25 protein-coding genes are annotated in these 24,516 nt (G+C 39.3%); 14 read left to right on the top strand and 11 right to left on the bottom strand.

Features of this window, described 5'->3' with window-relative positions:
- The first annotated feature begins 45 nt into the window (after positions 1-45).
- Positions 46-507: a ribosomal protein S18-alanine N-acetyltransferase gene (rimI, locus tag DS737_RS11780; RefSeq protein WP_213068175.1), complete on the top strand. Its 462-nt coding sequence runs from the start codon at positions 46-48 to the stop codon at positions 505-507.
- Here rimI and DS737_RS11775 read toward each other — a convergent pair.
- The 3 genes from DS737_RS11775 to trxB form a co-directional block, all read right to left on the bottom strand.
- Positions 493-1,308 carry an arginyltransferase gene (locus tag DS737_RS11775; RefSeq protein ID WP_005091376.1) on the bottom strand — a complete coding sequence of 272 codons (816 nt, stop codon included), beginning with the start codon at positions 1,306-1,308 and terminating at the stop codon, positions 493-495. The two genes, rimI and DS737_RS11775, sit on opposite strands and share 15 nt — an antisense overlap.
- 28 nt (positions 1,309-1,336) lie before the next feature.
- Complete coding sequence (aat, locus tag DS737_RS11770) at positions 1,337-2,068, bottom strand: leucyl/phenylalanyl-tRNA--protein transferase (RefSeq protein WP_113997604.1); 732 nt, start codon at positions 2,066-2,068, stop codon at positions 1,337-1,339.
- Between the two features lie 93 nt (positions 2,069-2,161).
- Positions 2,162-3,112, bottom strand: coding sequence for a thioredoxin-disulfide reductase (gene trxB / locus DS737_RS11765; protein ID WP_004638192.1), 951 nt, complete (start codon positions 3,110-3,112; stop codon positions 2,162-2,164).
- 302 nt (positions 3,113-3,414) lie between these two features.
- Here trxB and DS737_RS11760 point away from each other — a divergent pair, with 302 nt between their 5' ends.
- Complete coding sequence (locus DS737_RS11760) at positions 3,415-6,510, top strand: DNA translocase FtsK (protein ID WP_113997603.1); 3,096 nt, start codon at positions 3,415-3,417, stop codon at positions 6,508-6,510.
- 138 nt (positions 6,511-6,648) lie between these two features.
- The gene (rhtC, locus tag DS737_RS11755; protein ID WP_113997602.1) at positions 6,649-7,266 is read left to right on the top strand and encodes a threonine export protein RhtC; all 618 of its coding nucleotides are present in this window, start codon (positions 6,649-6,651) and stop codon (positions 7,264-7,266) included.
- Between the two features lie 38 nt (positions 7,267-7,304).
- Here rhtC and DS737_RS11750 read toward each other — a convergent pair whose 3' ends face one another.
- The 6 genes from DS737_RS11750 to DS737_RS11725 form a co-directional block, all read right to left on the bottom strand.
- Positions 7,305-7,592: a PA4642 family protein gene (locus DS737_RS11750; protein ID WP_004638195.1), complete on the bottom strand. Its 288-nt coding sequence runs from the start codon at positions 7,590-7,592 to the stop codon at positions 7,305-7,307.
- A 122-nt stretch (positions 7,593-7,714) separates the two neighbouring features.
- Positions 7,715-7,987 carry a cell division topological specificity factor MinE gene (gene minE, locus DS737_RS11745; RefSeq protein WP_004663449.1) on the bottom strand — a complete coding sequence of 91 codons (273 nt, stop codon included), beginning with the start codon at positions 7,985-7,987 and terminating at the stop codon, positions 7,715-7,717.
- Positions 7,988-7,989: 2 nt separating this feature from the next.
- Positions 7,990-8,802 carry a septum site-determining protein MinD gene (gene minD / locus DS737_RS11740; protein ID WP_005081560.1) on the bottom strand — a complete coding sequence of 271 codons (813 nt, stop codon included), beginning with the start codon at positions 8,800-8,802 and terminating at the stop codon, positions 7,990-7,992.
- Between the two features lie 59 nt (positions 8,803-8,861).
- On the bottom strand, positions 8,862-9,581 hold the full coding sequence (minC, locus tag DS737_RS11735) for a septum site-determining protein MinC (protein ID WP_005081563.1): 720 nt from the start codon (positions 9,579-9,581) through the stop codon (positions 8,862-8,864).
- A gap of 106 nt (positions 9,582-9,687) precedes the next feature.
- On the bottom strand, positions 9,688-10,746 hold the full coding sequence (locus DS737_RS11730) for a preprotein translocase subunit SecA (RefSeq protein ID WP_113997601.1): 1,059 nt from the start codon (positions 10,744-10,746) through the stop codon (positions 9,688-9,690).
- Positions 10,747-10,750: 4 nt separating this feature from the next.
- The gene (locus DS737_RS11725) at positions 10,751-11,683 is read right to left on the bottom strand and encodes an acyltransferase (RefSeq protein WP_005081568.1); all 933 of its coding nucleotides are present in this window, start codon (positions 11,681-11,683) and stop codon (positions 10,751-10,753) included.
- Between the two features lie 392 nt (positions 11,684-12,075).
- On the opposite strand from DS737_RS11725, the gene DS737_RS11720 reads away from it, so the two are divergent.
- The 10 genes from DS737_RS11720 (at position 12,076) to DS737_RS11675 (ending at position 22,302) form a co-directional block, all read left to right on the top strand.
- Positions 12,076-12,729, top strand: a complete 654-nt coding sequence (locus DS737_RS11720) for an OmpA family protein (RefSeq protein ID WP_017396750.1) — start codon at positions 12,076-12,078, stop codon at positions 12,727-12,729.
- A gap of 198 nt (positions 12,730-12,927) precedes the next feature.
- Positions 12,928-14,967, top strand: coding sequence for a DNA helicase Rep (gene rep, locus DS737_RS11715; RefSeq protein ID WP_004638202.1), 2,040 nt, complete (start codon positions 12,928-12,930; stop codon positions 14,965-14,967).
- Positions 14,968-14,990: 23 nt separating this feature from the next.
- Positions 14,991-15,443, top strand: coding sequence for a dUTP diphosphatase (gene dut, locus DS737_RS11710; RefSeq protein WP_004638203.1), 453 nt, complete (start codon positions 14,991-14,993; stop codon positions 15,441-15,443).
- Positions 15,444-15,636: 193 nt separating this feature from the next.
- Positions 15,637-17,055, top strand: coding sequence for a phosphomannomutase/phosphoglucomutase (locus DS737_RS11705; protein ID WP_113997600.1), 1,419 nt, complete (start codon positions 15,637-15,639; stop codon positions 17,053-17,055).
- A gap of 13 nt (positions 17,056-17,068) precedes the next feature.
- Positions 17,069-17,968, top strand: coding sequence for an acetylglutamate kinase (argB, locus tag DS737_RS11700; RefSeq protein WP_004638205.1), 900 nt, complete (start codon positions 17,069-17,071; stop codon positions 17,966-17,968).
- Positions 17,969-18,194: 226 nt separating this feature from the next.
- Positions 18,195-18,971, top strand: a complete 777-nt coding sequence (locus DS737_RS11695) for a GNAT family N-acetyltransferase (protein ID WP_005081577.1) — start codon at positions 18,195-18,197, stop codon at positions 18,969-18,971.
- A gap of 100 nt (positions 18,972-19,071) precedes the next feature.
- The gene (locus DS737_RS11690) at positions 19,072-19,920 is read left to right on the top strand and encodes a class II glutamine amidotransferase (RefSeq protein WP_113997599.1); all 849 of its coding nucleotides are present in this window, start codon (positions 19,072-19,074) and stop codon (positions 19,918-19,920) included.
- A gap of 274 nt (positions 19,921-20,194) precedes the next feature.
- On the top strand, positions 20,195-20,650 hold the full coding sequence (locus DS737_RS11685; RefSeq protein WP_008940857.1) for a bacteriohemerythrin: 456 nt from the start codon (positions 20,195-20,197) through the stop codon (positions 20,648-20,650).
- Positions 20,651-20,899: 249 nt separating this feature from the next.
- On the top strand, positions 20,900-21,982 hold the full coding sequence (locus DS737_RS11680) for a hypothetical protein (protein ID WP_113997598.1): 1,083 nt from the start codon (positions 20,900-20,902) through the stop codon (positions 21,980-21,982).
- Positions 21,982-22,302: an RnfH family protein gene (locus DS737_RS11675; protein WP_113997597.1), complete on the top strand. Its 321-nt coding sequence runs from the start codon at positions 21,982-21,984 to the stop codon at positions 22,300-22,302. The genes DS737_RS11680 and DS737_RS11675 overlap by 1 nt, the downstream gene beginning before the upstream one ends.
- Before the next feature lie 56 nt (positions 22,303-22,358).
- Here DS737_RS11675 and DS737_RS11670 read toward each other — a convergent pair whose 3' ends face one another.
- The gene (locus tag DS737_RS11670) at positions 22,359-22,757 is read right to left on the bottom strand and encodes an outer membrane protein assembly factor BamE (RefSeq protein ID WP_004638212.1); all 399 of its coding nucleotides are present in this window, start codon (positions 22,755-22,757) and stop codon (positions 22,359-22,361) included.
- A 111-nt stretch (positions 22,758-22,868) separates the two neighbouring features.
- On the opposite strand from DS737_RS11670, the gene fur reads away from it, so the two are divergent.
- Positions 22,869-23,306: a ferric iron uptake transcriptional regulator gene (fur, locus tag DS737_RS11665; protein WP_004638213.1), complete on the top strand. Its 438-nt coding sequence runs from the start codon at positions 22,869-22,871 to the stop codon at positions 23,304-23,306.
- Between the two features lie 87 nt (positions 23,307-23,393).
- Here fur and DS737_RS11660 read toward each other — a convergent pair whose 3' ends face one another.
- Positions 23,394-24,512: a PilT/PilU family type 4a pilus ATPase gene (locus tag DS737_RS11660; RefSeq protein ID WP_005081584.1), complete on the bottom strand. Its 1,119-nt coding sequence runs from the start codon at positions 24,510-24,512 to the stop codon at positions 23,394-23,396.
- Positions 24,513-24,516: the final 4 nt, after the last annotated feature.

The raw sequence follows: 24,516 nt of genomic DNA, 5'->3' as shown, positions 1-24,516 counted from the left end.
TAAATTGCTGATAATCTGCATCAGTATTTTATAGAGTAATAAATCGTGATTCGATTGATGCAGGAAAGTGATCTAGAAAGCGTCTTCACCATTGAGCGTTTAGTGCAAACTCATCCATGGTCGAAGCAGCAATTCCAAGAATCTTTAGCTTCTTATCAATGTACGATATATGAACAGGCGGATCAGATAGTCGGGTTCTGTATTTTGCAACCTGTGTTAGATGAAGCAAACTTATTATTGATGGCGATCCATCCAAGTCAGCAGGGTAGAGGTCTTGGATACGAGTTGCTCGATTATTCTATCCAGCACTTAAAGAATGATCCGATTCAGATTTTTTTAGAAGTGCGTGAAAGTAATGCAGCGGCAATTCGTTTGTATGAAAAGTCAGGTTTTCATCAAATTGATTTACGTAAAAACTATTATCCAAATGTCGATGGTTCAAAAGAGCATGCCGTGATTATGGTCAAAACATGCACTGATGATTTTGCAGCTTTATTTAATAATTAAATTATTCCACTCAGAGGGTAGTGTACTCATCAAAGAGTTACCGAGTTGCTGGATTTCATTGTTTGCGAGAGGACGATTGAGTCGGCGCCACTGCCCATCGAGTAATAATTCGAGTGGCGTATATTGCGATTTATAATTCATCTTGGATGAGTGCGGTACCCAATAGCCTAAATAGAGATAATCAAGATTCAGCGTTTTAACGTATTCGATTTGCTTAAGAATCGCAAATACGCCCAAGGAGCGACGTTGTTCATCTGGATCGAAGAAAGTATAAACTGCAGATAAACCATCATCCATTAAATCACAGGTTGAAACACCAATTAATTTTTGGTCTTTCCATAATTCGATAAAAAAGCTTTCCGTACAACTATGTACTAGAAATTTCTCAAATTGATCTAGTGTTGCTGGATACATATCGCCATCTGCATGGCGTTCATTGATATAACGTTCATACAAATCGTAATGTTGTTGGGTCGCTTGTGAGGTCGGTAAGATACTCATTTGTAAATCTTGGTTGCGCTTCCATGCCTTTTTTTGGCTGCTATTCATTTTGAATTCTTGAACTGGTACGCGACAAGATAAACATTGACGGCATAAATGACATTCGGGACGATAAATAAAATCACCACTGCGGCGAAAACCGACACGTGAGAGTTCCGACAATGTCACTACGTCAATTCGATGAATTGGGTCTAAAAATACCATACGGGCTGATTTGTTATCGAGATAACTACAGTCGTGTGGTGGAGTAATGTAATACTGTAAGTCATTTAAAAGGGACTTGGGTTGATATGATTTCATGAATCTGTCCCTCCAAGGTGTTCATCCGTTAACCGTCTAATTTTTTAAAAACTGCTATTGTTTTACTTGAAAATACACGTTCTTGATAACTTTTCCAATTGATAGGGGGGGCAATAATTACATCTTGTAACGATTTTAGATAAGCTTGGCGAGAAATTGTACTCGCGCCTAGGCTTAAAAGGTGGTCATTGACCAGTTGACAGTCTATCCATGGCATGTGATTTTCTTGACCAATTAGCATCAAAGTGTAAAAAGCCATTTTAGAAACATCGGTTTGAGTGCTAAACATGGACTCACCAAAACAGCCTTTGCCAATACTTACACCATATAAACCACCAACAAGTTGCTCTTGCTGCCAAACTTCAACGCTATAGGCGTAACCTGCGTTAAACAATGCACAATAACCTTGAATGATATCTTCACTGATCCATGTTTCGTCTGCATAACTTCGTGGCAGTGAGCAGGAACGAATGACATCTTCGAAAGCATGATTGATGGTAATTTGATAATCATGCTTCTTCATATTGCGAAGGAGTGATTTACTTGGTTTATACGCATGTGGCTCGATGATGCAACGAGGTTCTGGACTCCACCAACAAATGGGTTCATCTTCATTAAACCAAGGAAATAAACCATGTGTATAGGCTTCAAACAACGTAGCAGGGGAGAGGTCGGCACCAATACAGATGAGGCCTTGACCTTCAGGGTCAGCTTCAATGGGGTTTGGAAAGATAAATTCGGACGGGGAAAGTTGTTGCATGATTGAAGTAAGTAAATAATGACATGCTTAAACTATCTGAATGAAGCAACGTTGACAATCAGTTAGATTGCCAACGAAGATGGAACGATGTGATTAGTTCAAATTGTCTAAATATTTTTCTGCATCTAATGCAGCCATACAGCCTGAACCAGCTGAAGTGATTGCTTGGCGATAGATACTATCTGCTACGTCACCAGCAGCAAAAACACCTTCAACTGAAGCCGCTGTTGCATTACCTGCCGTGCCACTATGCACTTGAATGTATCCATCTCTCAAGTTAAGTTGACCTTCAAACATACCTGTATTGGGCTTATGTCCAATCGCAACAAATAAACCTTGAACTGGAATATCTTGAGTGCTTGAATCTTGAGTCGATTTAATACGAACTGACGTTACACCAGTTTTATCACCGAGCACTTCATCAACTTGATGGTTCCAAATGATACTGATTTTGCCTTCTTTTTCTTTAGCAAAAAGATGATCTTGCAAAATCTTCTCAGAACGTAAGCTGTCACGACGGTGAACTAATGTTACATGCGCAGCAATGTTAGATAGGTAAAGTGCTTCTTCAACAGCGGTGTTACCACCACCGACAACCATTACATTTTGGTTTTTATAGAAGAATCCATCACAAGTCGCACAAGCACTTACACCTTGACCCATAAAGGCAGCCTCAGACTCAAGACCTAAATATTGTGCAGTTGCTCCTGTTGCAATAATCAGCGCATCACATGTGTACTCTTCCATATCACCTTTTAAAACGAATGGGCGAGTTTTAAGGTCTACTTCATTGATATGATCATAGACAATCTCTGTACCGAAACGTTCAGCATGAGCCTGCATACGCTCCATGAGTACAGGGCCTGTTAATCCTTCTGGGTCTCCAGGCCAGTTATCAACTTCAGTGGTCGTTGTAAGTTGACCACCAAGCTGTAAACCAGCAATCAGAGTTGGTTTGAGGTTAGCGCGTGCTGCATATACAGCTGCACTATAACCAGCAGGACCAGAACCCAAAATAATTAACCGTGAGTGACGAGCGCTCATTAAAGAACATCCTTTTTATATTGAAACTGCTAAAATTATACGTGAAACCAAAGACGAGTGGGTTAAATCGATTAGGATAATATTGATTAACTTGATCGAATTGGGCTATATCATTTCTGACGAGCAGATTATTGCAAAAATACGTGTCGGAAATGTGAATAGCTCCCGATGTTAACAACAACAGTAAACAATCGTGCATCTTTTTTGTAAGAACGAGTGCATAATATTAGACTTATTGATTAGGGCTGTTATGGCCTTAAGTAATATACCAACAAATAACGAATTGGGTTACAGGACTGTATATGACTGCGGTGTCAAGTGTTTATGCACAACGCTTTTTAATGACATTATTTTTGATTTCTTTTGGCATTTATTTATTTCTTGCCACAGTAACCTATACACCATTTGATCCAGGCTGGATGCATATATCCAGTGACACTCAACATGTTTCAAATGCAAGTGGTGTGGCGGGTGCTTGGATCGCAGATTTACTCTTTGGTTTCTTAGGCTGGGCGAGTTTGTTACTTCCATTGTTTCTATTCATAGAAGCGATTCAAGTTTGGTGGCCGAGAAGCTTTTTGAACCGCCCATTTCGTTATGCAGCACAGTTTTTCCTAATTCTGTCCATATCTAGCCTTCTGTATTTATATTGGAATACACCTGCTGACACTTTAGATAACGCTGCTGGAGGGATTATTGGTTATGAGTTGGGGCAGAGTTTATCGCAAACTTTGACTATCTATGGGGCAACTTTATTCTTATTGGTTTTTAGTGTCATATTGTTGACCTTAGCGTTTGGGATCCAATGGGACAAAACATGGAGTGTATTGAAAAAAACGCCTGTGTATTTGCAGGATTTGTTTTACCGAAATGTTCCTCAAAATGAATCTGCGTATGACCGAACGGAGCAATTGGCTACAGTTGGTAAGACTGAGACAAGTACGCTCACCAATAATGTTATAGATTCAGCGGCGTTAGAAGCTGATCAAACTATCAACAATAATGATGCAGACATGATTGTTGAGCAGTCAATAAAAACAGATGATCGTCATCAACAGCTTGCTGAAAGATTATTTGCAGATGTTGCTGCAAAAGAATTAGGGCAGCAGCGTGTTCAACCCCAACAAGAGCCGCAAAATGAAGATTTTGAACAAACCCTGCAACGTGCACATCAATTGGAAACAGAGAGTCAGCGCTTGATTCAGACAGGTGAGGTTTGGCGTGCATTACAAAGTGATGATGCGAATCATAAACAAGAAATTGATGCGCTTCTCAGGGCTGCTGAAGATGATATGAATCCTGCTGCTGAACTTTCTGCACAACCACAAACAAGACCAGTCATTCAGCAAAGTCATCATCAGGGATTAGATTGGAACGATGATCAAATTTTTGATGAGTTACTTGCTGCTGTGCCGAATAGTAAGACAGCAACAGATGCGCATACGCCATTTACACAACAAGAAACCTCTTCAAATAATACAAGCTCTCATATTGATGAAGTTGAGTTTGATCATGAAATCAATGCACTAATTACTGAGTCTGAAAAAGCAACAGTAGCAATGCCTCATAGCGCTCCTGTGCAAAACACAATTCAAGATGATAAGCATGTTGTAGCAGGAGAGGATTTCGATGATTTTAATGATCTTCTTGTCGATGAAGATGGTGAAAAATCAGTTTCTCAAGCAACAAATTACGCACAATCATCTGCATTTGTAAAAGCACCGATCGATGTAAATAAGCCGAAAGAGGCGTTATCTAAAGAAGCCTTTATTGAAGCTTGGCAGGAAACTGCGGGTAAAACTGAGTCTGATTTAGATGTCGATATGGATGATGACTTTGATCTCGATGCGCCATTAACAGATGCTTTTGGGCGTCCTATGTCGCGTGCGATGCAAGTGGCACAAAAAAGACGTGATCTTCCAACATTACCAGGTTTAGAATTGCTGGATGAGGTTGATCCAAATAAAAAAGTAAACTTTACTGCCGAGCAATTGGCTCGTTTGTCTGAGCTGCTAGAAATTAAATTACAAGAATTTAATGTTAAGGCTCAGGTGGTTGAAGCTCAACCTGGTCCAGTCGTAACACGTTTTGAGCTTGATTTAGCGCCCGGCGTTAAAGCATCTAAGGTTACTAATATTTCTCGTGATTTGGCGCGTTCAATGTCTATGGCATCGGTACGGGTTGTAGAAGTCATTCCAGGCAAACCTTATATTGGCATTGAGGTTCCAAACAGCACGCGTGAAATGGTGCGTTTGATTGAATTATTGACGATTCCTGCTTTTACCGATCCAAATAGCATTCTTTCTATGGCAATGGGTAAAGACATCTCAGGTAATCCTGTTATTGCAGATTTGGGTAAAGCACCACATATGTTGGTTGCGGGAACCACAGGTTCAGGTAAATCTGTTGCGGTTAACTCGATGATTTTATCGATGTTATTGAAATATACACCAGACCAACTGCGCTTGATTCTTATCGACCCAAAACAGCTTGAATTAGCCAACTACAACGACATTCCACACTTATTAACGCCTGTTGTAACTGATATGAAAGATGCTGTCAGTGCATTGAACTGGTGTGTTAATGAAATGGAACGTCGCTATAAATTGATGTCATTCTTGAAAATTCGTAAATTGAGTGACTATAACCGTAAGGTTGAAGAAGCGATTGCCAATGGTGAGGATTTGATTGATCCGACTTGGAAGCCGAGTGATTCTGCAACTCAAGAACGTGCCCCACGTTTAACTCCATTACCATCCATTGTGATCGTTGCCGATGAATTTGCAGATATGATTATGCAGGTTGGTAAAAAGGCTGAAGAAATGATTACCCGTCTTGCACAAAAATCTCGTGCAGCTGGTATTCATTTACTGCTTGCGACTCAGCGACCATCTGTAGACGTGATTACGGGGTTGATTAAGGCGAATATTCCTACACGTGTTGCCTTGCGTGTGAACAGTAAAATTGACTCACGTACGATTTTGGATGCAGGTGGGGCAGAAGACCTGCTTGGGCATGGTGATATGTTGTTCTTGGGTCCTGGTAAAATTGAACCTGAACGTGTTCACGGGGCATTTATCAGTGATGATGAAGTGAACCGTATTTGTGATGCATGGCGTGAGCGTGGCGAGCCAGACTATGTCGATGAAATCTTAACACCATTTGATGAAGAACCAAGTTCTCGTGGTTTTGAAGATGGTGATGGAGATCCAAATCGAGATGCATTGTATGATCAGTGTGTTTCGTTTGTCCTCGAAACGCGTAAAGCTTCGACTTCATCGTTACAACGTAAATTTAGCTTAGGATATAACCGTGCAGCGCGTATTATCGACCAAATGGAAGAGAATGGGATTGTCAGCGCGATGGGTGCAAATGGAAAGCGAGATATTTTAGTGTGATTTTATTTTAATGATAATAATCCACTATGAAAGCCTCAGTTTTGAGGCTTTCTTTTTTATATTTGTTTATTTTTATATGGTAAAAATCACATTTTTTATTTAAGCTTGGCCTTTAAAATCTCAACTTTGAGGTGAGCCGTGTTAGTTGCATTGAGTACACTAATTTTTATTCATTTTTGTGCATTAATTACGCCAGGGCCAGATTTCTTTTTGGTTTCGCAAACTGCAATTAGCCGTTCTCGAAAAGAGGCGGTGCTGGTGGTATTGGGTATTTGTATCGGCGCAATGCTCTGGTCGCTTCTTGCTTTGATGGGGCTCAATATTATCTTTGAAAAAATGGCTTGGCTGAAACAAGGTCTTTTAATCGCAGGTGGTTTATATCTGTGTTGGCTTGGTTATCAGATGCTACGTTCTGCTTTTTCTAAAAATAATCAAACAATGAATCCAATTACCCTACCACAATCCCCATATTTGTTTTTTATGAAAGGTTTGTTGACTAATCTTTCAAATCCGAAAGCCATTATTTATTTTGGTAGTGTATTTTCTTTATTTTTAACCAATCCCTTATTTGATCAACATCATTCTCTGCTTTTTATCATTGTTTCAGTTGAGACAGCATTGTGGTTTACGCTGGTTGCTTTTGTTTTCTCATTACCAGCATTTCGCACTGCTTATCAAAACTTTGCCAAATGGATTGATGGTGTTTCAGGTGGAATTTTCACGCTGTTGGGTGTCTACTTGATTGGAAGTCGATAGTTCCAATAAAAAATGCCTGCATGATGCAGGCATTTTTTTTAAGCAAATTTCGCTAAAACTTCTAGGAATCCATCTTTTTGGCGAGGAAATTGTGCAATCACATCATGAATGCGTTGTCCTTCAGGATTGGTGGCGTTCAAATCACGACCATCAGCTAAAAACTTGACAATCAAACGCTCATAATCATTTGGACGCATATGTTTGAATGCATGATAAAGCACATGAAAGTCAGCATTTACACCCGTTGGAGGAAGTTGGTTAAGGTAGGCAAAAACACGCTCATCTGACCATTCTTCATTGAAAGTTGCTGGCTGTGATAATGCCATATCAATCTCCTCAGTTTTAAAATAATAAAGGCAAAATACGAGGCTGGATTTGCAAAGCAACGCTTTGCTCAGCTGCAAGGTATTTTGCCTTTATTTACAAAAAATCGCTAATGAAAAAACTTCTATCGATCTTCAGGTAAATTGATATTCATTTCTAACATTTCGATGTTTGCTTCTGAGCGGACTTGCATTTGAATATGCTGCTCATCTACACCACGCACATAGCGACTTACCACTTGCATGATTTCTTTTTTCATTTGGTCGATTTTGTCTTGGCTTAAACGACGACCTAAACCTTGTTCAGATGCAACGATCACCTTTAAACGGTCTTTAGCAGTTTGTGCACTTGATGGTTTTTCATCACTGCTAAATAATTTACTCCAGAATCCTGCCATCATTACGCTCCAAATAGTCTAGCTAACCAACCTTTTGGCTGTACTTCAATGTGTCGATAAGGACGTTCTTCACCGAGGAAACGCGCGACTAAATCATCATACGCTTGACCCGCTTTTTCTTCTGAATAAAGAATAACAGGTTTACCTTCATTTGATGCTTGAAGTACGCTTGGGCATTCTGGAATGACACCTAATGTTGGTACACGTAGGATATCTTTGGAAATGTCATCAATTGTCAACATTTCTTGTCGATCGGCACGTTCAGGGTTAAAGCGTGTAATACATAAATGCTTACGGATTCGCCCTTCATTTTGTTCAACTTTTTTGGTTTTGCTATCTAGCATACCAATAATACGATCTGAGTCACGAACCGATGAAATCTCAGGGTTGGTTACGATGATCGCCTCATCTGCATGATACATGGCTAAAATTGCACCACGCTCAATACCAGCAGGTGAGTCACAGATGATGTAATCAAACTCTTGCGATAGTTCATCAATGACACGTGCGACACCTTCATCACTTAAAGCATCTTTATCACGTGTTTGTGAAGCTGGCAGAATGTATAAGTTTTCAATTTCTTTGTCACGGATGAGCGCTTGTTGCAAGCGAGCTTCATTATTAATGACATTTACAAAATCATAAACTACACGGCGTTCGCAGCCCATGATCAAATCAAGATTACGTAGACCTACATCAAAATCAATCACAACAGTTTTATGACCACGTAGGGCTAAACCTGTTGCAAAAGATGCGCTTGTTGTAGTTTTACCTACACCACCTTTGCCTGACGTTACGACAACAATTTTGGCCACCGAATCCACTCCTATTTATGGTCATACACCCCTGAAAGGGCTTTTTTGGTGTTTATAAATTAAAACTGCAAGGCTTCGAATTCAAGCTCTTGCTTGTTATTTAAATAAATATGTACTGGCTTTCGAATCATATCTTTAGGAATATCATCTGCCACACAATAGGTCCCTGCAATAGAAACCAATTCTGCTTCAAGCGAATTGCAAAAAATGCGTGCTGACGTATGTCCACCTGCACCAGCAATGACTCTACCACGAGCATTACCATAGATGTGAATATTTCCAGACGCAATCACTTCTGAACCACTGTTCATGCCTGCATTTAATATAATATCGCCTTGATCTTGTACTAAACATTGTCCAGTACGCAAAATCTCATCATGATAAGAGGTGATTTGCGCGCTAGCTGTATTTTTTTGTGGTGTTTGTATTGCAGCATTATCTGGAACATCTTTGGCTTGATGAGCAATGACTTGCTCTTTCGATGCTTTGATACGCTGTAAAGGCTGGTCAGCAGGTAAAACAGGGAATTGAATGGCGCGTGCTTCATCACCTAAAACTCCGTCAATGACCGCCATAGGTTGTAAGCCAAGATCAATCAGGAGTTGAATGAGTGCAATCAGCTCTTGCTCAACGGTGCTGTCTATAATGACCAAAGTTCCTAAATAGGAACCTTCATTTAATGTGCTTGTTAATTGCTGTCGGATCGCATTGTGGTCATTTGTGTCGAATACCAATCGACTAAAATTCACCATTCTGCCCGTAATCCGTATATCAGCCATAATTTATCCTTCAGGGCTTTTAAGCACTCTAGTGTGTTATAAATAAAAGCAAATGCTAGAACAAATTACATCAATTCTCTAGCGTGATTAGTAAATTTTCTTGTAATCATTCCGCTTTTTTGTGCAATTGATCATTTTCAGAGAGCATTTCCTGCCATTGTTTTACTTGAACTTGTTTTTGTATTGCATCAATACTTTCAAAAACCACTGATTTGACTAGCTCTTCTAAATGTTGGTTATCAATATTGATCTCACTGACCTTTTTAGCAATCAGTTGGAAATTTTCATTGGGTTGTTGTGGTGAACCCGCAGTGAAAGGTTCAATTAAGCCAGCACTGATGTTTTCGCCCAAACGCTGTCCAATACTTTGGATTTGTTGCTCTATACGTCCACCAACGATTGGGATTAGTCTCAACAACTGTGTCAACTCTGGCGTATCTTCAATGGCTTGATTCACAATTTCGCCTACTTTCTTTGTAATCACGGGTTGCTGCTGTTGTAGTGCAGTTGCAAGTGATTCTTGTAGTAAAGAAGAAAGGGTGGTGACAAAGAGCTGTCGGTGATGATCGACGAGGTTGTGAATGGTGTTTTGATGACTATTATTGGTTTTTAACTCATGTTTTACACCATCAAGAACGGTCAGTACCACTCGATCAGATAGCTCCTCCATGACGACACGATAGTAAAATAAAAGTGTACGTTGTATTTTTTCTGGAATGACCTGATAACCCATTTCATATAAACGATAGGCAATAATTCCTGCACGAAATAATCGTAAAAAACGTAGAAATGGAATAATCGCCAAAATTTCATAAAAATGTATGAATGGAAACCACCACCAGCGTGCATGATGTTTATAGATAATAGCAACGATCCAGCGAACCACTAATTCAGTGATGAGGAAAATAATAAACCATGCTTCGGTGGTAATCACCCAAGGGTGCAGATAGCTTCGGTAGAATTCAAGAACATTGGGAAGGTGGATTTGTTGAAATAACCACTCTCCCAATGAACTCATCAGAAACAGGTTCATACCTAAGCAGAATAAGTTGAACACAATAATAAACACCATAAAGATGTCATAGATCAAAAAAAGACGAAAAGCCCAACTATTTTGATCGACACGGTGGTATTTAGACTTGGGTTTCGTATTCTGCTGAACCATCTTGTTACTCTACCTGTGGAGCTGTGGCGTATTTTGCTTTTATTTCACTAATCAGTTGATCTTTTTCAGTCCAGATTTGATCAACCCATTTTTGGAAGCGTTCACGGTATTGAGGATCATCTTCATAATCCCCACCAAGTACCCAGTCTGGGATCTCAATTTTTCGGATATCTACCGCAATTTGGGAAACACCACCTAACCAAAAATCACTATATTCTGGTGCGCCATCAGGATAAACAATGGTCATATCAACAAAGGCATCAATTTTATCACCTAAAATATTTAACGCTAACGCTAAACCACCTGCTTTAGGTTTCAGAAGATTTTTATAAGGTGACTGCTGTTGAGCATGTTTTTCAGGTGTAAAACGTGTACCTTCTAAATAGTTGAGCAAAGTAAATGGTTGACTTAACAGTTGTTCACACGCCTTACGTGCCTCAAGCATATCTCTCGATTTAAGCTCAGGATTTTTTGCGATTTGTTCTTTGGTGTGACGTTTCATCATCGGGAAGCCTAGAATTTTAAAGGCCTGACCGACGAAAGGAATAAAAATCAGCTCCCACTTGGTAAAAAAACGTGTAAGTGGCATGCGATTTAAACCAAAATACTGATTTACAGTGGTATCTACCCAGCTTTGATGATTACACATCATCAAATAACGACCTTGTAGGTTAAGATCAAGCTTTTCATCGATGCTGATGTCCCACTTTAGGTTAGGTAGTACACGCTCAATGAGTTGATTGTTTATACCAATCCAGCTATTGGCAAGTTGGATATTGGTTTCATCTACTTTTGCTGATTTTTTAAATAATTTAGTCAAACCTAGAGCAAGCACGGGTGGGCCATGCAAAAACGTACTTCCGGTGATGACAGAACTAACAGTTAATCCCTTACCGATTTTTTGCAATAAGGATGCTTTGTTATTTGCGGTAGACATAAATCGAACCTTGAGTGCAGCTGTTTTTGAAAAGAAGATGTTCCAACTATAAACAACAGAAATTGAAATACAACCGTATATTTGACGAAGTGACAATTTTTATATCTTTCTTTGGTTTAGTTGGGTTAGGCAAGTATCCATCAGGGGGATAAGACTGAAATATGAATACATCATAAGTTATACAATTACATCGAAGCGATTTGATAGCATTTATAAATAAGCACAAGAGAATAACAATGGAGAAAATGTGGTGCTTTATGCAAGTAAAATGCATCAAAGTATTACAAAAATATAAATAAACCGTTTATTATTAACAAAATATCAATGGTGCGCTGTTATTTTTTCATTCATTATTCACCGAGACAACAAAATACATAGACAGGAGCTACGCAATGCGTGCATTAATGATTTCAACACTCGTAGGGGCTGGATTGGTTCTTTCTGGTTGCCAAACTACAGGTAATAATATTGGCGGCGTAGAATATGATAAAGCTGCTTTAGGCGCATTGATTGGTGCTGCTGCAGGTTATGGCGTTTCTAAAGGAAATGCAAACACAAGTAAGCAAAATAACCGTGCTGCGGCAATTGGTGCGGTGCTTGGTGGTGCTGGCGGTTTATATCTTGACAATAAAGAGAAAAAACTTCGTCAACAAATGCAGGGTACTGGTGTAGATGTTGGTCGTAATCCAGATGGTTCTGTTCAATTGATTATGCCTGGTAGCATTACATTTGATACCAATAAATCAAACATCAAGCCTAACTTCTATGCAACTTTAAACAAAGTCGCTCAAGTTTTAGGTGAAGATAACCAAAGCGCGATTTTGGTGACTGGTTATACAGACAATACAGGTAATGACTCAATTAACATTCCTTTGTCACAAGCACGTGCTCAATCAGTTAAGAACTACTTAGCTGGTAAAGGTATTGCTTCAAATCGTATTGATGCACAAGGTTATGGTTCATCAAACCCAATCGCAGACAATAGTACTGCTGCGGGTCGTGAACAAAACCGTCGTGTTGAAATCAGCATCTATGCAAAACAATAATTAGTTTTGACTAATTTAAAACCACCTTCGGGTGGTTTTTTTATGTGAAAAAAATACCGACGACAAGCTGCGGCGCTTCAATTGGATGAATCATCATAATTTATACATATCCCAAGATTTATTATTGGGATTATAAAAAAGAGATGTCTATAATTGTGCTCGGAAAATCAGGCTCGGAAACGAGAGAGGAATTACAAGATGTCATCTGCCAGTCAATTGAATGACAAACAACTTGAAGCCATGAAGTATGTTCAGGGGCCATTGTTGGTGCTTGCAGGTGCAGGTTCGGGTAAAACTTCAGTGATTACACGCAAAATTGCTTTTTTAGTGCAACAGTGTGGAATCCCTGCTTATCGAATTACAGCGATGACCTTTACCAATAAAGCTGCACGTGAAATGAAAGAACGTGTGGGTAAACTACTGTCGCGTGAAGAAGCCAAAGGATTATCAGTTTCAACCTTTCATACCTTTGGCTTGAATTTATTACGTTTAGAATTAAAAAACTTACCACTTAAAGCTAATTTTTCTATTTTAGATGCAGATGACTGTAAACGCATTTTGATGGACTTGATGCAGCGAGACAATATGTCTGGTGCAGAAAGTAAAGAATTGATTGCGAAGGCCATGAAGAAAATTTCAGATTGGAAAAATGATCTGATCTTGCCAGAGCAAGCACATTCAACTTGTGAAACTGTAGAAGATGTACAGCTTGCGCATCTGTATCAATTATATGAACGTAATCTTCGTGCATACAATGCTGTTGATTTCGATGATTTGATCGTGATGCCAACGCGCTTGCTTCAGGAAAATGCCGAAGTTCGTGATAAATGGCAGAATCGTGTTCGTTACTTACTGGTCGATGAATATCAAGATACCAATACCGCCCAATATACCTTAGTGAAACTTTTAGTCGGTGTTATGGGGCAGTTCACGGCGGTAGGTGATGATGACCAATCTATTTATGCATGGCGTGGTGCAAAACCTGAAAATATGGCGTTATTGAAAGATGACTTCCATAATTTAAAAGTGATTAAGCTTGAACAAAATTATCGTTCTACCAGTCGAATTTTAAAAGCGGCGAATGCTGTAATCGAAAACAACCCTCATATCTTTGATAAAAAGTTATGGAGTGACAAAGGGCATGGCGAAAATATTCGTGTCATCACGTGTTTAAATGATGATGATGAAGCTGAACGCGTTGTGAAAGATTTGATCACGCATAAGTTGATGAATGGCAAAAACTGGAAAGACTACGCAATCTTGTATCGTGGTAATTTCCAAGCACGTGTATTAGAAACACAACTGCGTCAAATGCAGATCCCATATAAATTGTCTGGTGGTCAGTCATTCTTTGCTCGAGCTGAAATTAAAGATGTGATGAGCTATTTACGCTTAATCATTAACCCTGAGGACGATAGTGCATTTTTACGTATCATTAATACGCCAAAACGTGCAATTGGACCAGTAACTTTAGAAAAGCTGGGATTATTTGCGCAAGAAAATACTTTATCGTTGTTAACGGCTTCATCAGATCAGCGTTTATCGATGGTCTTACCAAAGAAAGCGGCAACACAATTACACGAGTTTGCTGATTTTATTGCAACTTTCACCCGTGAACTTCTCGATGATGATGAGCCCGTTCCTAAAGTTCGTCAGATGATCAATGAAGCTGGCTATATTGATTACGTTCGTGAGCAGGCGGCAACCCCTGCACAAGAAAAAACCAAAATCGACAATATCGAAAGTCTCTATACCAGTATTCAAAATTTGATTAATCGTACTGATGACGTAGATGAGAAGAACATCGAGAGTGTGATTCGCAAACTGGTGTTGCTCGATATGTTGGAGCAACAGCAGGAAGAGGAAGATACGGATAAGGTCAACTTATTAACGCTCCATGCAGCAAAAGGTTTGGAATTTCCATATGTTTATATGATCGGTTTAGAAGAAGAGCTTCTACCGCATAAGAACTCGATTGCTTCAGAAACTATTGAAGAAGAGCGCCGTTTGATGTACGTGGGGATTACCCGTGCCCGTCAAGGCTTAACCTTGACCTTGGCAGAGCAACGTAAAAATGGTGGTCAAATGCGTCAAATGACGCCAAGTCGTTTCTTGGATGAATTGCCTCAAGATGATTTGGAATGGCATGGGCGTAAAAAGAAACTTGCTCCGAATGTAGATCCAAAAGAGCAAGCACAGCAGTATCTTGCCAACTTAAAAGCTTTATTGAAACGTTAGAAAATTGTAAATAGGAAGATGGAATGAAAGTCCAAGTTAAAGTATTAGATGCGCGTTTAGGTCAAGAGTGGGCAATGCCAGCATACGCAACTCATGGTTCAGCTGGTTTAGATTTACGTGCATGTTTGGATGAAGCGATTGAGATTGCTGCGGGAGAAACGGTTTTAGTTAAAACTGGATTGGCAATTTATATTGAAGATCCAAACTTTGCAGGTCTAATTTTACCGCGTTCAGGCTTGGGTCATAAGCATGGTATTGTTTTAGGGAACTTGGTCGGTTTAATTGATTCTGACTATCAAGGTGAACTGATGGTATCTGTCTGGAATCGTGGGCAGACGACTTTCCGTTTAGAGCCTGGTGAACGTTTAGCACAATACGTACTGGTTCCAGTCGTACAGGCTGAATTTGAACAAGTGAATGAATTTGTTGCGACTGAACGAGGCGCGGGTGGTTTCGGTCATACAGGCCAACAGTAATTTGTCGTACTTATCACACTTAAAATGCAATGCTTTGTCCAAAAGCATTGCATTTTTCATATTGATTGTTCTGTAATTTTGTATTACAAAGCAGCTGACCAACTATTTTAATTTTTCTCAACAAGGGTTAGTGAATTTCTTAATAGTATTTTGTTTCTGCAATAATTTTGATATATAAAAATAGGGACTTATTGTGAACATAAAACATAAATTTCCTCTGAATATTTTTCGTGCTTATGATATCCGTGGAAAACTGACTAATCTTACCCCCACGATTATTCGTTCAATTGCTGTAGCTTTGGCAGCACAATATATCGAAGCTGGCCAAAAGCAAATCGTAATAGGGTACGATGCGCGTTTAACTAGTCCAACATATGCCAATATTATCCAGCAAATATTTGAGCATCAGGGATTGGAAGTAATCAATATAGGCTGTTGTTCAACACCGATGATGTATTATATTGCACGTGATTATGCAGGTAATGGCATTATGGTGACAGCCAGTCATAATCCTAAATCTGACAATGGCATTAAATGGATTTTAAAAGGCGAGCCACCAAGCCCTGAAGCGATACAACAAGTCGGTTTATACGCCGAAGGCTTCACAGATCAGATCATCGAAATGCAAAACTTAGATCAACTGCATAAGATCATTCCTCAGTATTGTTTACAATATCAACAAGCCTTGCTAAGCGATATTCATCTATCGAAGCCTTTGAAAATTGTTTTAGATGGGTTACATGGCTCTGCTGGTCGTTGCGCGAAGTCTGTATTAGAGAAGTTAGGATGTGATGTTATTGCGCTGCGTTGTGAGGCAAATGGACACTTTCCTGATCATGCACCAGATCCATCACATGCTGAGCATTTAAGACAATTACAGCAGGCGATTATTTCTGAAAATGCGGATCTAGGGATTGCATTGGATGGTGATGGGGATCGTGTGGTGTTACTCGATGAGCAAGCACACATTATTAGTCCTGATCGCTTATTGTCGTTATTTGCTCAGATGTGTTTGCAGCAGCATCCGCATAAAGAAATTGTCTTCGATGTAAAGTGTTCGCGGATGGTGGCAGATACGGTGGAACAACTTAACGGACAAGCTAAAATGATCCGTACAGGTAGCAGCTTCCTGCGCTCATATTTGTCACAATCGAATGGTAATGCTGTATTTGGTGGAGAATACGCAGGCCACTATGTCTTTAATGATGGACGTGGTTTTGGCTATGATGATGGATTATATGCAGCATTACGAGTGATGGAATATTTGGGTCAATCTGAGGCAAGATGTTTATCTGAGTTATTGGCTGCTTTTCCGGAACGTTATTGCACAGAAGATATTTACATCAGCACACATAATGCTTCACCGCAACAAGTTTTAAATAACATTGAGATTATCAGTCATCGTTTGGCCGCACGATTAAGTAAAATTGATGGGGTAAGGCTTGATTTTGACGATGGTTTTGGCATTATTCGAGCATCCAATACGGGTGAATACTTTACCGTTCGTTTTGATGCAGATCATCCAGATCGGTTAGTTGAAATTCGCCAGAAGTTTATTTCTATGTTGCAGGATCAATATCCACAAATTGCACAAGAACTCGCACAGTCTTAAGAAGGAGAGATTCATGCCACACGAGCATATCGGCATTGATAAAGCAAAAATTTTGATTGAAGCTTTGCCGTATATCCAACGCTTTGCTGGTAAAACGTTGGTCGTTAAATATGGCGGCAATGCCATGACCGATCCAGAGTTGGAAAGTTCATTTGCTCGTGACATCGTGTTGTTGAAGACTGTTGGATTAAATCCTATCGTCGTGCATGGTGGTGGACCTCAAGTTGACTCGCTGTTGAAGCGTCTTGGACAAGAATCTGATCGTATTGATGGAATGCGTGTGACTGACCAAGCAACGATGGAAGTTGTTGAAATGGTGTTAGGTGGCAGCGTAAATAAATCGATTGTGAACTTGATTAATCAGCATGGTGGTCGTGCGATTGGTTTGACTGGTAAAGATGGTAATTTACTGCGTGCCCGTAAGTTGTTGATGGAAAAACAGGAAGCGGATGGCTCAGTTTCTCAAATCGATTTAGGGATGGTTGGTGAAGTCACTGGTGTAAAAACAGATGTATTAGAAATGTTTACGCAAGGTGATTTTATACCCGTGATTGCACCTCTTGGGGTGGATGAAGAGGGAAATACCTACAATATCAATGCTGATTTAGTTGCGGGTAAGGTGGCTGAAGCGCTAAGTGCAGAAAAGCTGATTTTATTGACCAATATCACAGGGGTATTGGATGAAAATAAAAACTTATTGACAGGATTAACCACACAAGAAGTTGATCGCTTGATTGAAACAGGTGTGATTTATGGTGGCATGATTCCTAAAGTAGGCTGTGCGTTAGATGCGGTCAAAGGTGGGGTTGTGAGTGCTCATATTGTAGATGGACGTGTGCCACATGCAACGCTTTTGGAAATCTTTACAGATCATGGGGTCGGGACTTTGATTACCAATCGGGCGAAACATTGATTTCTGAAAGGTTTACATAACCACTTATGTAAGAATAAATATCTTGTGTATAAGAATTTTATTATTTTTCAAGGTAGTCAAATGGGCGGCATTCATGCCGCCTTTACGATGGTGAATACTTAATGAGAATTTTCTCTCGGATTTAAGTCATCATCTCTTCATTTTTCATTCACTAAAGTGTCATTAATACGATTTAAGGTAATTCTAGTCATAAGGAGCTTTCATTATGCTAGAAAAATTAAACCAATATCGTCATACACTGACTCTACCATTGCGTCAAAAACCAGCTCAAAATCAATTTCGATTTGAATGGGTTGATAATTTAAAAGAATTACAAGAAGTACAACGTTTTAGAGCAACACAATTTAGCCATCAATTTGGCATGTCATTTGAAGATGGATTGGATCAAGATCTTTATGATTTTGGTTGTGAACACGCGGTATTACGTGAAAAATGGACGGGTGAAATTGTTGCTTATACGCGACTAAAACTATTTCAAGGCTATGAGATTGGGCAAAGCTATAGTGCTCAAGAATTTGAAATCGTTCCTCATTTGTCTCACCTACCAAGTGTCTTGGAAATTGGACGAACGTGTGTCCACCCAAAGTTTCGTTCTGGTAAAGCATTATCGACTTTGTGGCTAAATCTGGTGCCAAAGGTGCTTTGGTCGATGCGTGCAAAATATTTGATGGGCTGTGTAAGTATCCATCTCGAAGACAATACAGCTCGTGCCTATTACACCCATCGTCAAATTCAACAACTGGCAGATCATCAAACAATTGATATCCGTTCTAAACGAGCATTTGAGCCTGAACGCCCAGATTTTAGTTTTCCGCAAGACGAGCGTATGCCGAAACTGTTCCAAACCTATTTGGGGATGCAATCCAAGCTTTCTAAAGAAGCATTTTATGATGAACATTTTAAATGCTTAGATTATTTTGTATTTTTAGAGGTGAATAAGATTGCAACTTCTTTCGTTATGAACAAGATGGTGCAACGATAAGTGCATATCGCTCTCAATCCTATAGTGAGCACATATTCAGATTTACAAGCGATCTATACCTCATGCACAATAGGTGTAGATGTTATAAAGTTAAAAAGATATGTGCCAACTATTAGGAATGAATTGCGCCACACCCACAGATATCACTTTTTCATTTCGTGGATTTTCTCAACGAGCTGGGGTGACGTCTGATCATAGTGATGGCTTCGGTATCGCTTTTTTTGAAGATAAAGCATGCCGCTTGTTCGTAGATAATCAGTCGGCAGTCGAATCGCCGATAGCCGACTTGGTTCGAAACTATCCAATAAAATCACGTAACGTGATTGCACATATTCGTAAAGCGACACAAGGCAAAATCACATTAGAAAATTCACATCCCTTTTTGCGAGAGCTATGGGGGAGACATTGGATTTTTGCTCATAATGGGGATTTGTATGATTTTAATCCTCATTTGAGTGGTCGGTTTGAACCCGTAGGAAATACCGATAGTGAACTTGCGTTTTGTTATTTATTGGATCAAATGGTTGAGACCTTTGGATATACTGAGCCAAGTTTAGAGGACTTGTTTGTGCTCTTAGAGCGTATTTCGCCTCAAATTGCTGAACATGGGACTTTTAATTTTTGCTTGTCCAACGGACAGGCATTGTTTAGTTATGCAACCACTAAACTTCATTGGCTGGTACGTGAATATCCTTTTCAAAATGCACATTTGATTGATTTAGATGTTGAAGTGGATTTTAGTGAGGTGACGACCCCTGAGGATCGAGTTGCGGTGATTACCACTGAACCGTTGACCCATAATGAAACATGGACAGCATTTCAAGCAGGTGAAATGATTTTATTTCAGCATGGTAAACCGATTAAACATGCTTTAACACGTGTGGATAGACTTATCCGTGAAGCTAAAAATCCAGCATTAAAACGAATAACCAAAGCAGATCTTTATTAATCATCGTTTATTTGAGTGATTTGATATTTATTACTCGGTTATAACCGAGTAATTTTGTTAGTTTTTTTAATAAAATTATATAGATATGTAACATAACTGGTTAAAAAATACTTGAGTGTTTTAATTGGTGAAAAAATTAAAATAAATATAAAACAAGGGGTTAATTTATTTAATTGAAAAATATATGAAATCTGACAAAAATGCTTTGTTTTTATTTTATATTTTTGCCGATATTATGTTCTTATTCAATCAATAACATTGATTTTGGGGGATTATGGGGATGAAATGGTCTGTGGATTATAATACAGGTATAGAAGTCATTGATGAGCAGCATCGTCGTATCCTTGATTATATTAATCAAATCGATGAGTTAAAGCATTGCAATGATCGCGTAAAAATTAAAGAAGTTCTCAATAATATTATTGATTATACGCAGTCTCATTTTACTTTCGAAGAAAGCTTACAAGAAGAAGCGAATTATAAATATCGTGTACCACATAAACGCGTACATGATTTATTTATCAAAAAGATAGAAGTATATCGAGAGCGCTTTGAATTGGGGCATGAAATTGAAGCTGAGCTGCATGAGGCTTTATCTAAATGGTTAATCAATCATATTCGTCATGATGATGCCGATTATGTGGGGGCTGTAAAGGAAAATATGCTTGGAATTATTAAGGAAAATGAAAAGAAAAAAGGCAAAAACTGGTTTGCTCGTTTTTTCTCATAACAATAAGATAATAACAAAGGCCCCCTTAATGAGAGAAAAATAATAAGGCCAATATGAGTGAAAATAAGGGGGCTAATTAAATCTAATAATAAATCATGCGCAGCAAATCATCGTTAAGGTGGTTTGCTTTTTCTTTCGATATCTTTTGTTTTGATTTTCAAGCTTGAGAAAGGCAAAATAGATTGAATATTTCATTGTAAGCTCCATAAAGAACTGCAATGAGTTCAAAGATTTTTCAAGGATTGCATTATGCAGGACACAACTCTGTCACGCTGGTTTGCTCCAGTGATGGCGTTTTGCTTATCTTTTGTCATGATTACCACATTAGCGCCGACAGTGGGTATCCAGATTGATCGTCAACTGGATTTTTGGCTGTTATGGTTAGGAACAATGTTTTTATTAGCATTGCCGATTGGTTATTTAGAGATTGCTTTAGCAAAAAGATCACAAACAACTGCATTGCAGGCACTCTCCGCATTAACACGTGACGCAGATGCTTCACCACGATGGCGTGTTGTTGGATGGTTAGCGGTTGTTTTTGTTCCATTCTTTGCAGGTAGTGTTTTAACGACAGCAAGTGGTGTGGTCAATCAATATGTTGCAGCGGAGCTTTCAAGCCAAATCATTTTTGCTATTTTGGCTGTAATTGCATTTGGCCTTTCTTTTGTTCCTCGTCAATGGTTGCTTGCATTGACCGCGCTTAGTGTGGTTGCAGCATTTATCCTTGCAAACGTAGTGGGGACTGAGCTACCAGCATGGTATTGGACGAGTGTTGAGTTCAAAGAGTGGGGCAATGCAACTGTTCTTGCTTTAGTGGCAAGTGGCTTGGGATTGGGCTTGTATTGGCAAAGTAGTTTGTCTGAAGTGAAGAAACAATCTGCTGCGACCACTGCTGTATTACCTATTTGGATCGCACAATTATTAGCAGTTATTGCATTTGGATTTTTCTCAATTCAAGCACAAATCCCTGCTTTAGTTTGGGTATTGGCAGCTATTGTTTCCTCTGCGTTGCTGATACAACTCGCTAAAGAGCAATTGGCACAGCGCCAACTTGCTTTAGTCATCCAATGGGCAGTCATTATTGCAGCGATTGCCGTTTGGTTTGTGCCACAATTACAGCAGTTCTTTAATCTTGGGTTGATGCTATGGGGCTTAGTAATTTGTTTGATTTATGCTGTTTTCGCTGGTTGGGTGATGAAGATCAGCCATCTACGTAAAGCAATGGGATTTAGTAATGAGCTATTTTATAATTTATGGCGTATAGCAGTACGTTTAGTATTGCCGATCTCTATTGTTATCGCCATGATTGCAGTCATTGGGCAAATTATATAATGGAACAGCTTAGACAGGTTTGGGTTGCATATGCGACAACAGAACAGCAATTTCATATTGCAGTCGATTTCACAGATGGAATGACTGCAATCGATGCAATTGAGAAAAGTGAACTGGCTCATGCAGTTGTCTTACCTGAACCTTTGCAACTTGGCATTTTTGGCGTGAAGGCTGAAACAAGCACATTATTACAAGTCGGTGACCGCGTAGAAATCTATAGGGCATTAACGATCAACCCCAAAGATATTCGGCGTAAACGTGCAGCACAGAATCCCGTGGGGCGATTTATAAAAGGCAATCGTTTCAAGCAATCAAGCTGATAAATAAAACCCCTCATGAATGATTCGATGAGGGGTTTTATTTTATGGTGAAGCCGTTATAGTGGAGGTGCAGTTAAGATCGCTTCTTTCGATGCTGGTAGACCAGGTTGTGATTCTGGGATGGTGTCTAAACCTTCGATTCGTTCAACATTACCGTTTGCATCAAAGTAAATTTGTAGATGTTGTCCATGCGCAGCAGGAATTTTTGCTTTTTTTGCATAAGTGCCTGGGATATAGTTGTAGATGTAGTCCCAACGTTGCGGATTCAGAGGGTCTGAAATTGTTGGACTGCCTAACAAGAAACGGACTTGCTGAAAGCTCATGCCGACCTGTACTTGTGCTGCTTGTGCCTTGGTTAAGGGCGTTCCTTGTGGAATGTCAACTTTATAAACACCGAAGACTGAACAACCGCTTAGTACTGAAGTGACGAATAACGTCAGCATGATTTTTTGCATTTTGCTACACTATCCTGATAAATGATGATGCATTTGATCCAAGGATAGATCATACTGCATCTAAACTCTATTTCCTATTCCAACTTAAGATTTGTTGAGAGACCTTTTTTCATGCCTATTTCCAATCAAGACTTACGCAAAGCTGGACTTAAAGTCACCCTTCCTCGTATTAAGATTTTGGAATTATTAGAAAATTCAAAACAACACCATTTAAGTGCAGAAGATATTTATAAAACTTTGCTTGAACAGGGTGAAGACGTAGGTTTAGCAACGGTTTACCGAGTGTTAACACAATTTGAAGCTGCTGGGATTATTCAGCGTCACCATTTTGAAAATAATCATTCTGTTTTTGAGATCATGCAAGAAGATCATCATGATCATTTAGTGTGCTTGAACTGTAATAAAGTGATTGAATTTACTAATGATATTATCGAAAGAGAGCAGCATGCGGTTGCTGATCAGCACGGTTTCACGCTCACTGGACATTCTTTAAATCTTTATGGCTATTGTAATGATAGTGAATGCCAAGAGGCTTATCGTAAAAAATAAGCTTAATTTCGTTAAAAATGAATGAGTTCACTAAACATGAACAATTAAAAAAGGAAGGTTACAAAAACCTTCCTTTTTTATGTCTAATTATTGACCATCAAAGGTAATGTTACGGCTCGCATTCAGTAGTTGATCTGCGCCTTCTTCTGAAAGCTTAATGGTGAGACGCAAGTCGTTTGGTGAGTCTGCATGCTTTAATGCATCTTTGTAAGTGATTTGTCCCGCTTTATAGAGGTCAAATAGGGCTTGGTCAAAGGTTTGCATACCCAATTCACGAGAGCGTTTCATCAGATCTTTGATCTCATGAATTTCACCTTTGCGAATATAGTCAGCCAATAAAGGAGTATTGATCAAAATTTCAATCGCAGCACGACGTGAATTTCCATCAGGTGTTGGGATCAATTGTTGCGCGACCAATGCCTTTAAGTTAAGTGACAGATCCATATACAACTGGCTATGACGATCGGCTTCGAAGAAGTGAATAATACGATCTAGGGCTTGGTTGGCATTGTTGGCGTGAAGCGTTGCCAAGACCAAGTGACCTGTTTCAGCAAAGGCGATCGCATAGTCCATGGTTTCGCGTGAACGAATCTCACCAATCAAAATAACATCTGGCGCCTGACGAAGTGTATTTTTTAATGCAACTTCAAAAGATTCAGTATCAATCCCGACTTCACGTTGAGTGACGATACACCCCGCATGTTGATGCACAAATTCAATCGGATCTTCGATGGTGATAATGTGTCCTTTGGAATTGTGATTACGATAACCAATCATTGAAGCGAGAGAAGTAGATTTACCTGTACCTGTTGCGCCAACAAAGATAATAATGCCACGTTTGGTCATGGCAAGTTCTTTGAGTACTTCAGGCAGTTTTAAATCGTCCATACTCGGAATATGGGTTTCGATTTTACGTAAAATCATCCCAGGCATATCGCGTTGCTGAAAGGCACTGACACGAAAACGCGCAGTTTTTTCACGGTTAGTAATTGCGAAGTTACACTCACGTGTATCTGCAAATTCTTTACGTTGCTTGTCACTCATAATTGAATTGACAAGTTGCCCCACAATTTCAGCAGATAATTTGGTTTTAGAAACAGGCACAATTTGCCCGTTAATTTTCATAGATGGTTCAACATCAGCAGTGATAAATAAATCAGATGCGTTTTGTTGAATCATCAAATTGAGTAAATCATTAAAATCCATATGT

The organism is Acinetobacter haemolyticus, assembly GCF_003323815.1.
Classification (GTDB): domain Bacteria; phylum Pseudomonadota; class Gammaproteobacteria; order Pseudomonadales; family Moraxellaceae; genus Acinetobacter; species Acinetobacter haemolyticus.
Note: the sequence above shows the minus strand (reverse complement) of the source record. Positions and strands in the feature narration are given on the sequence as shown.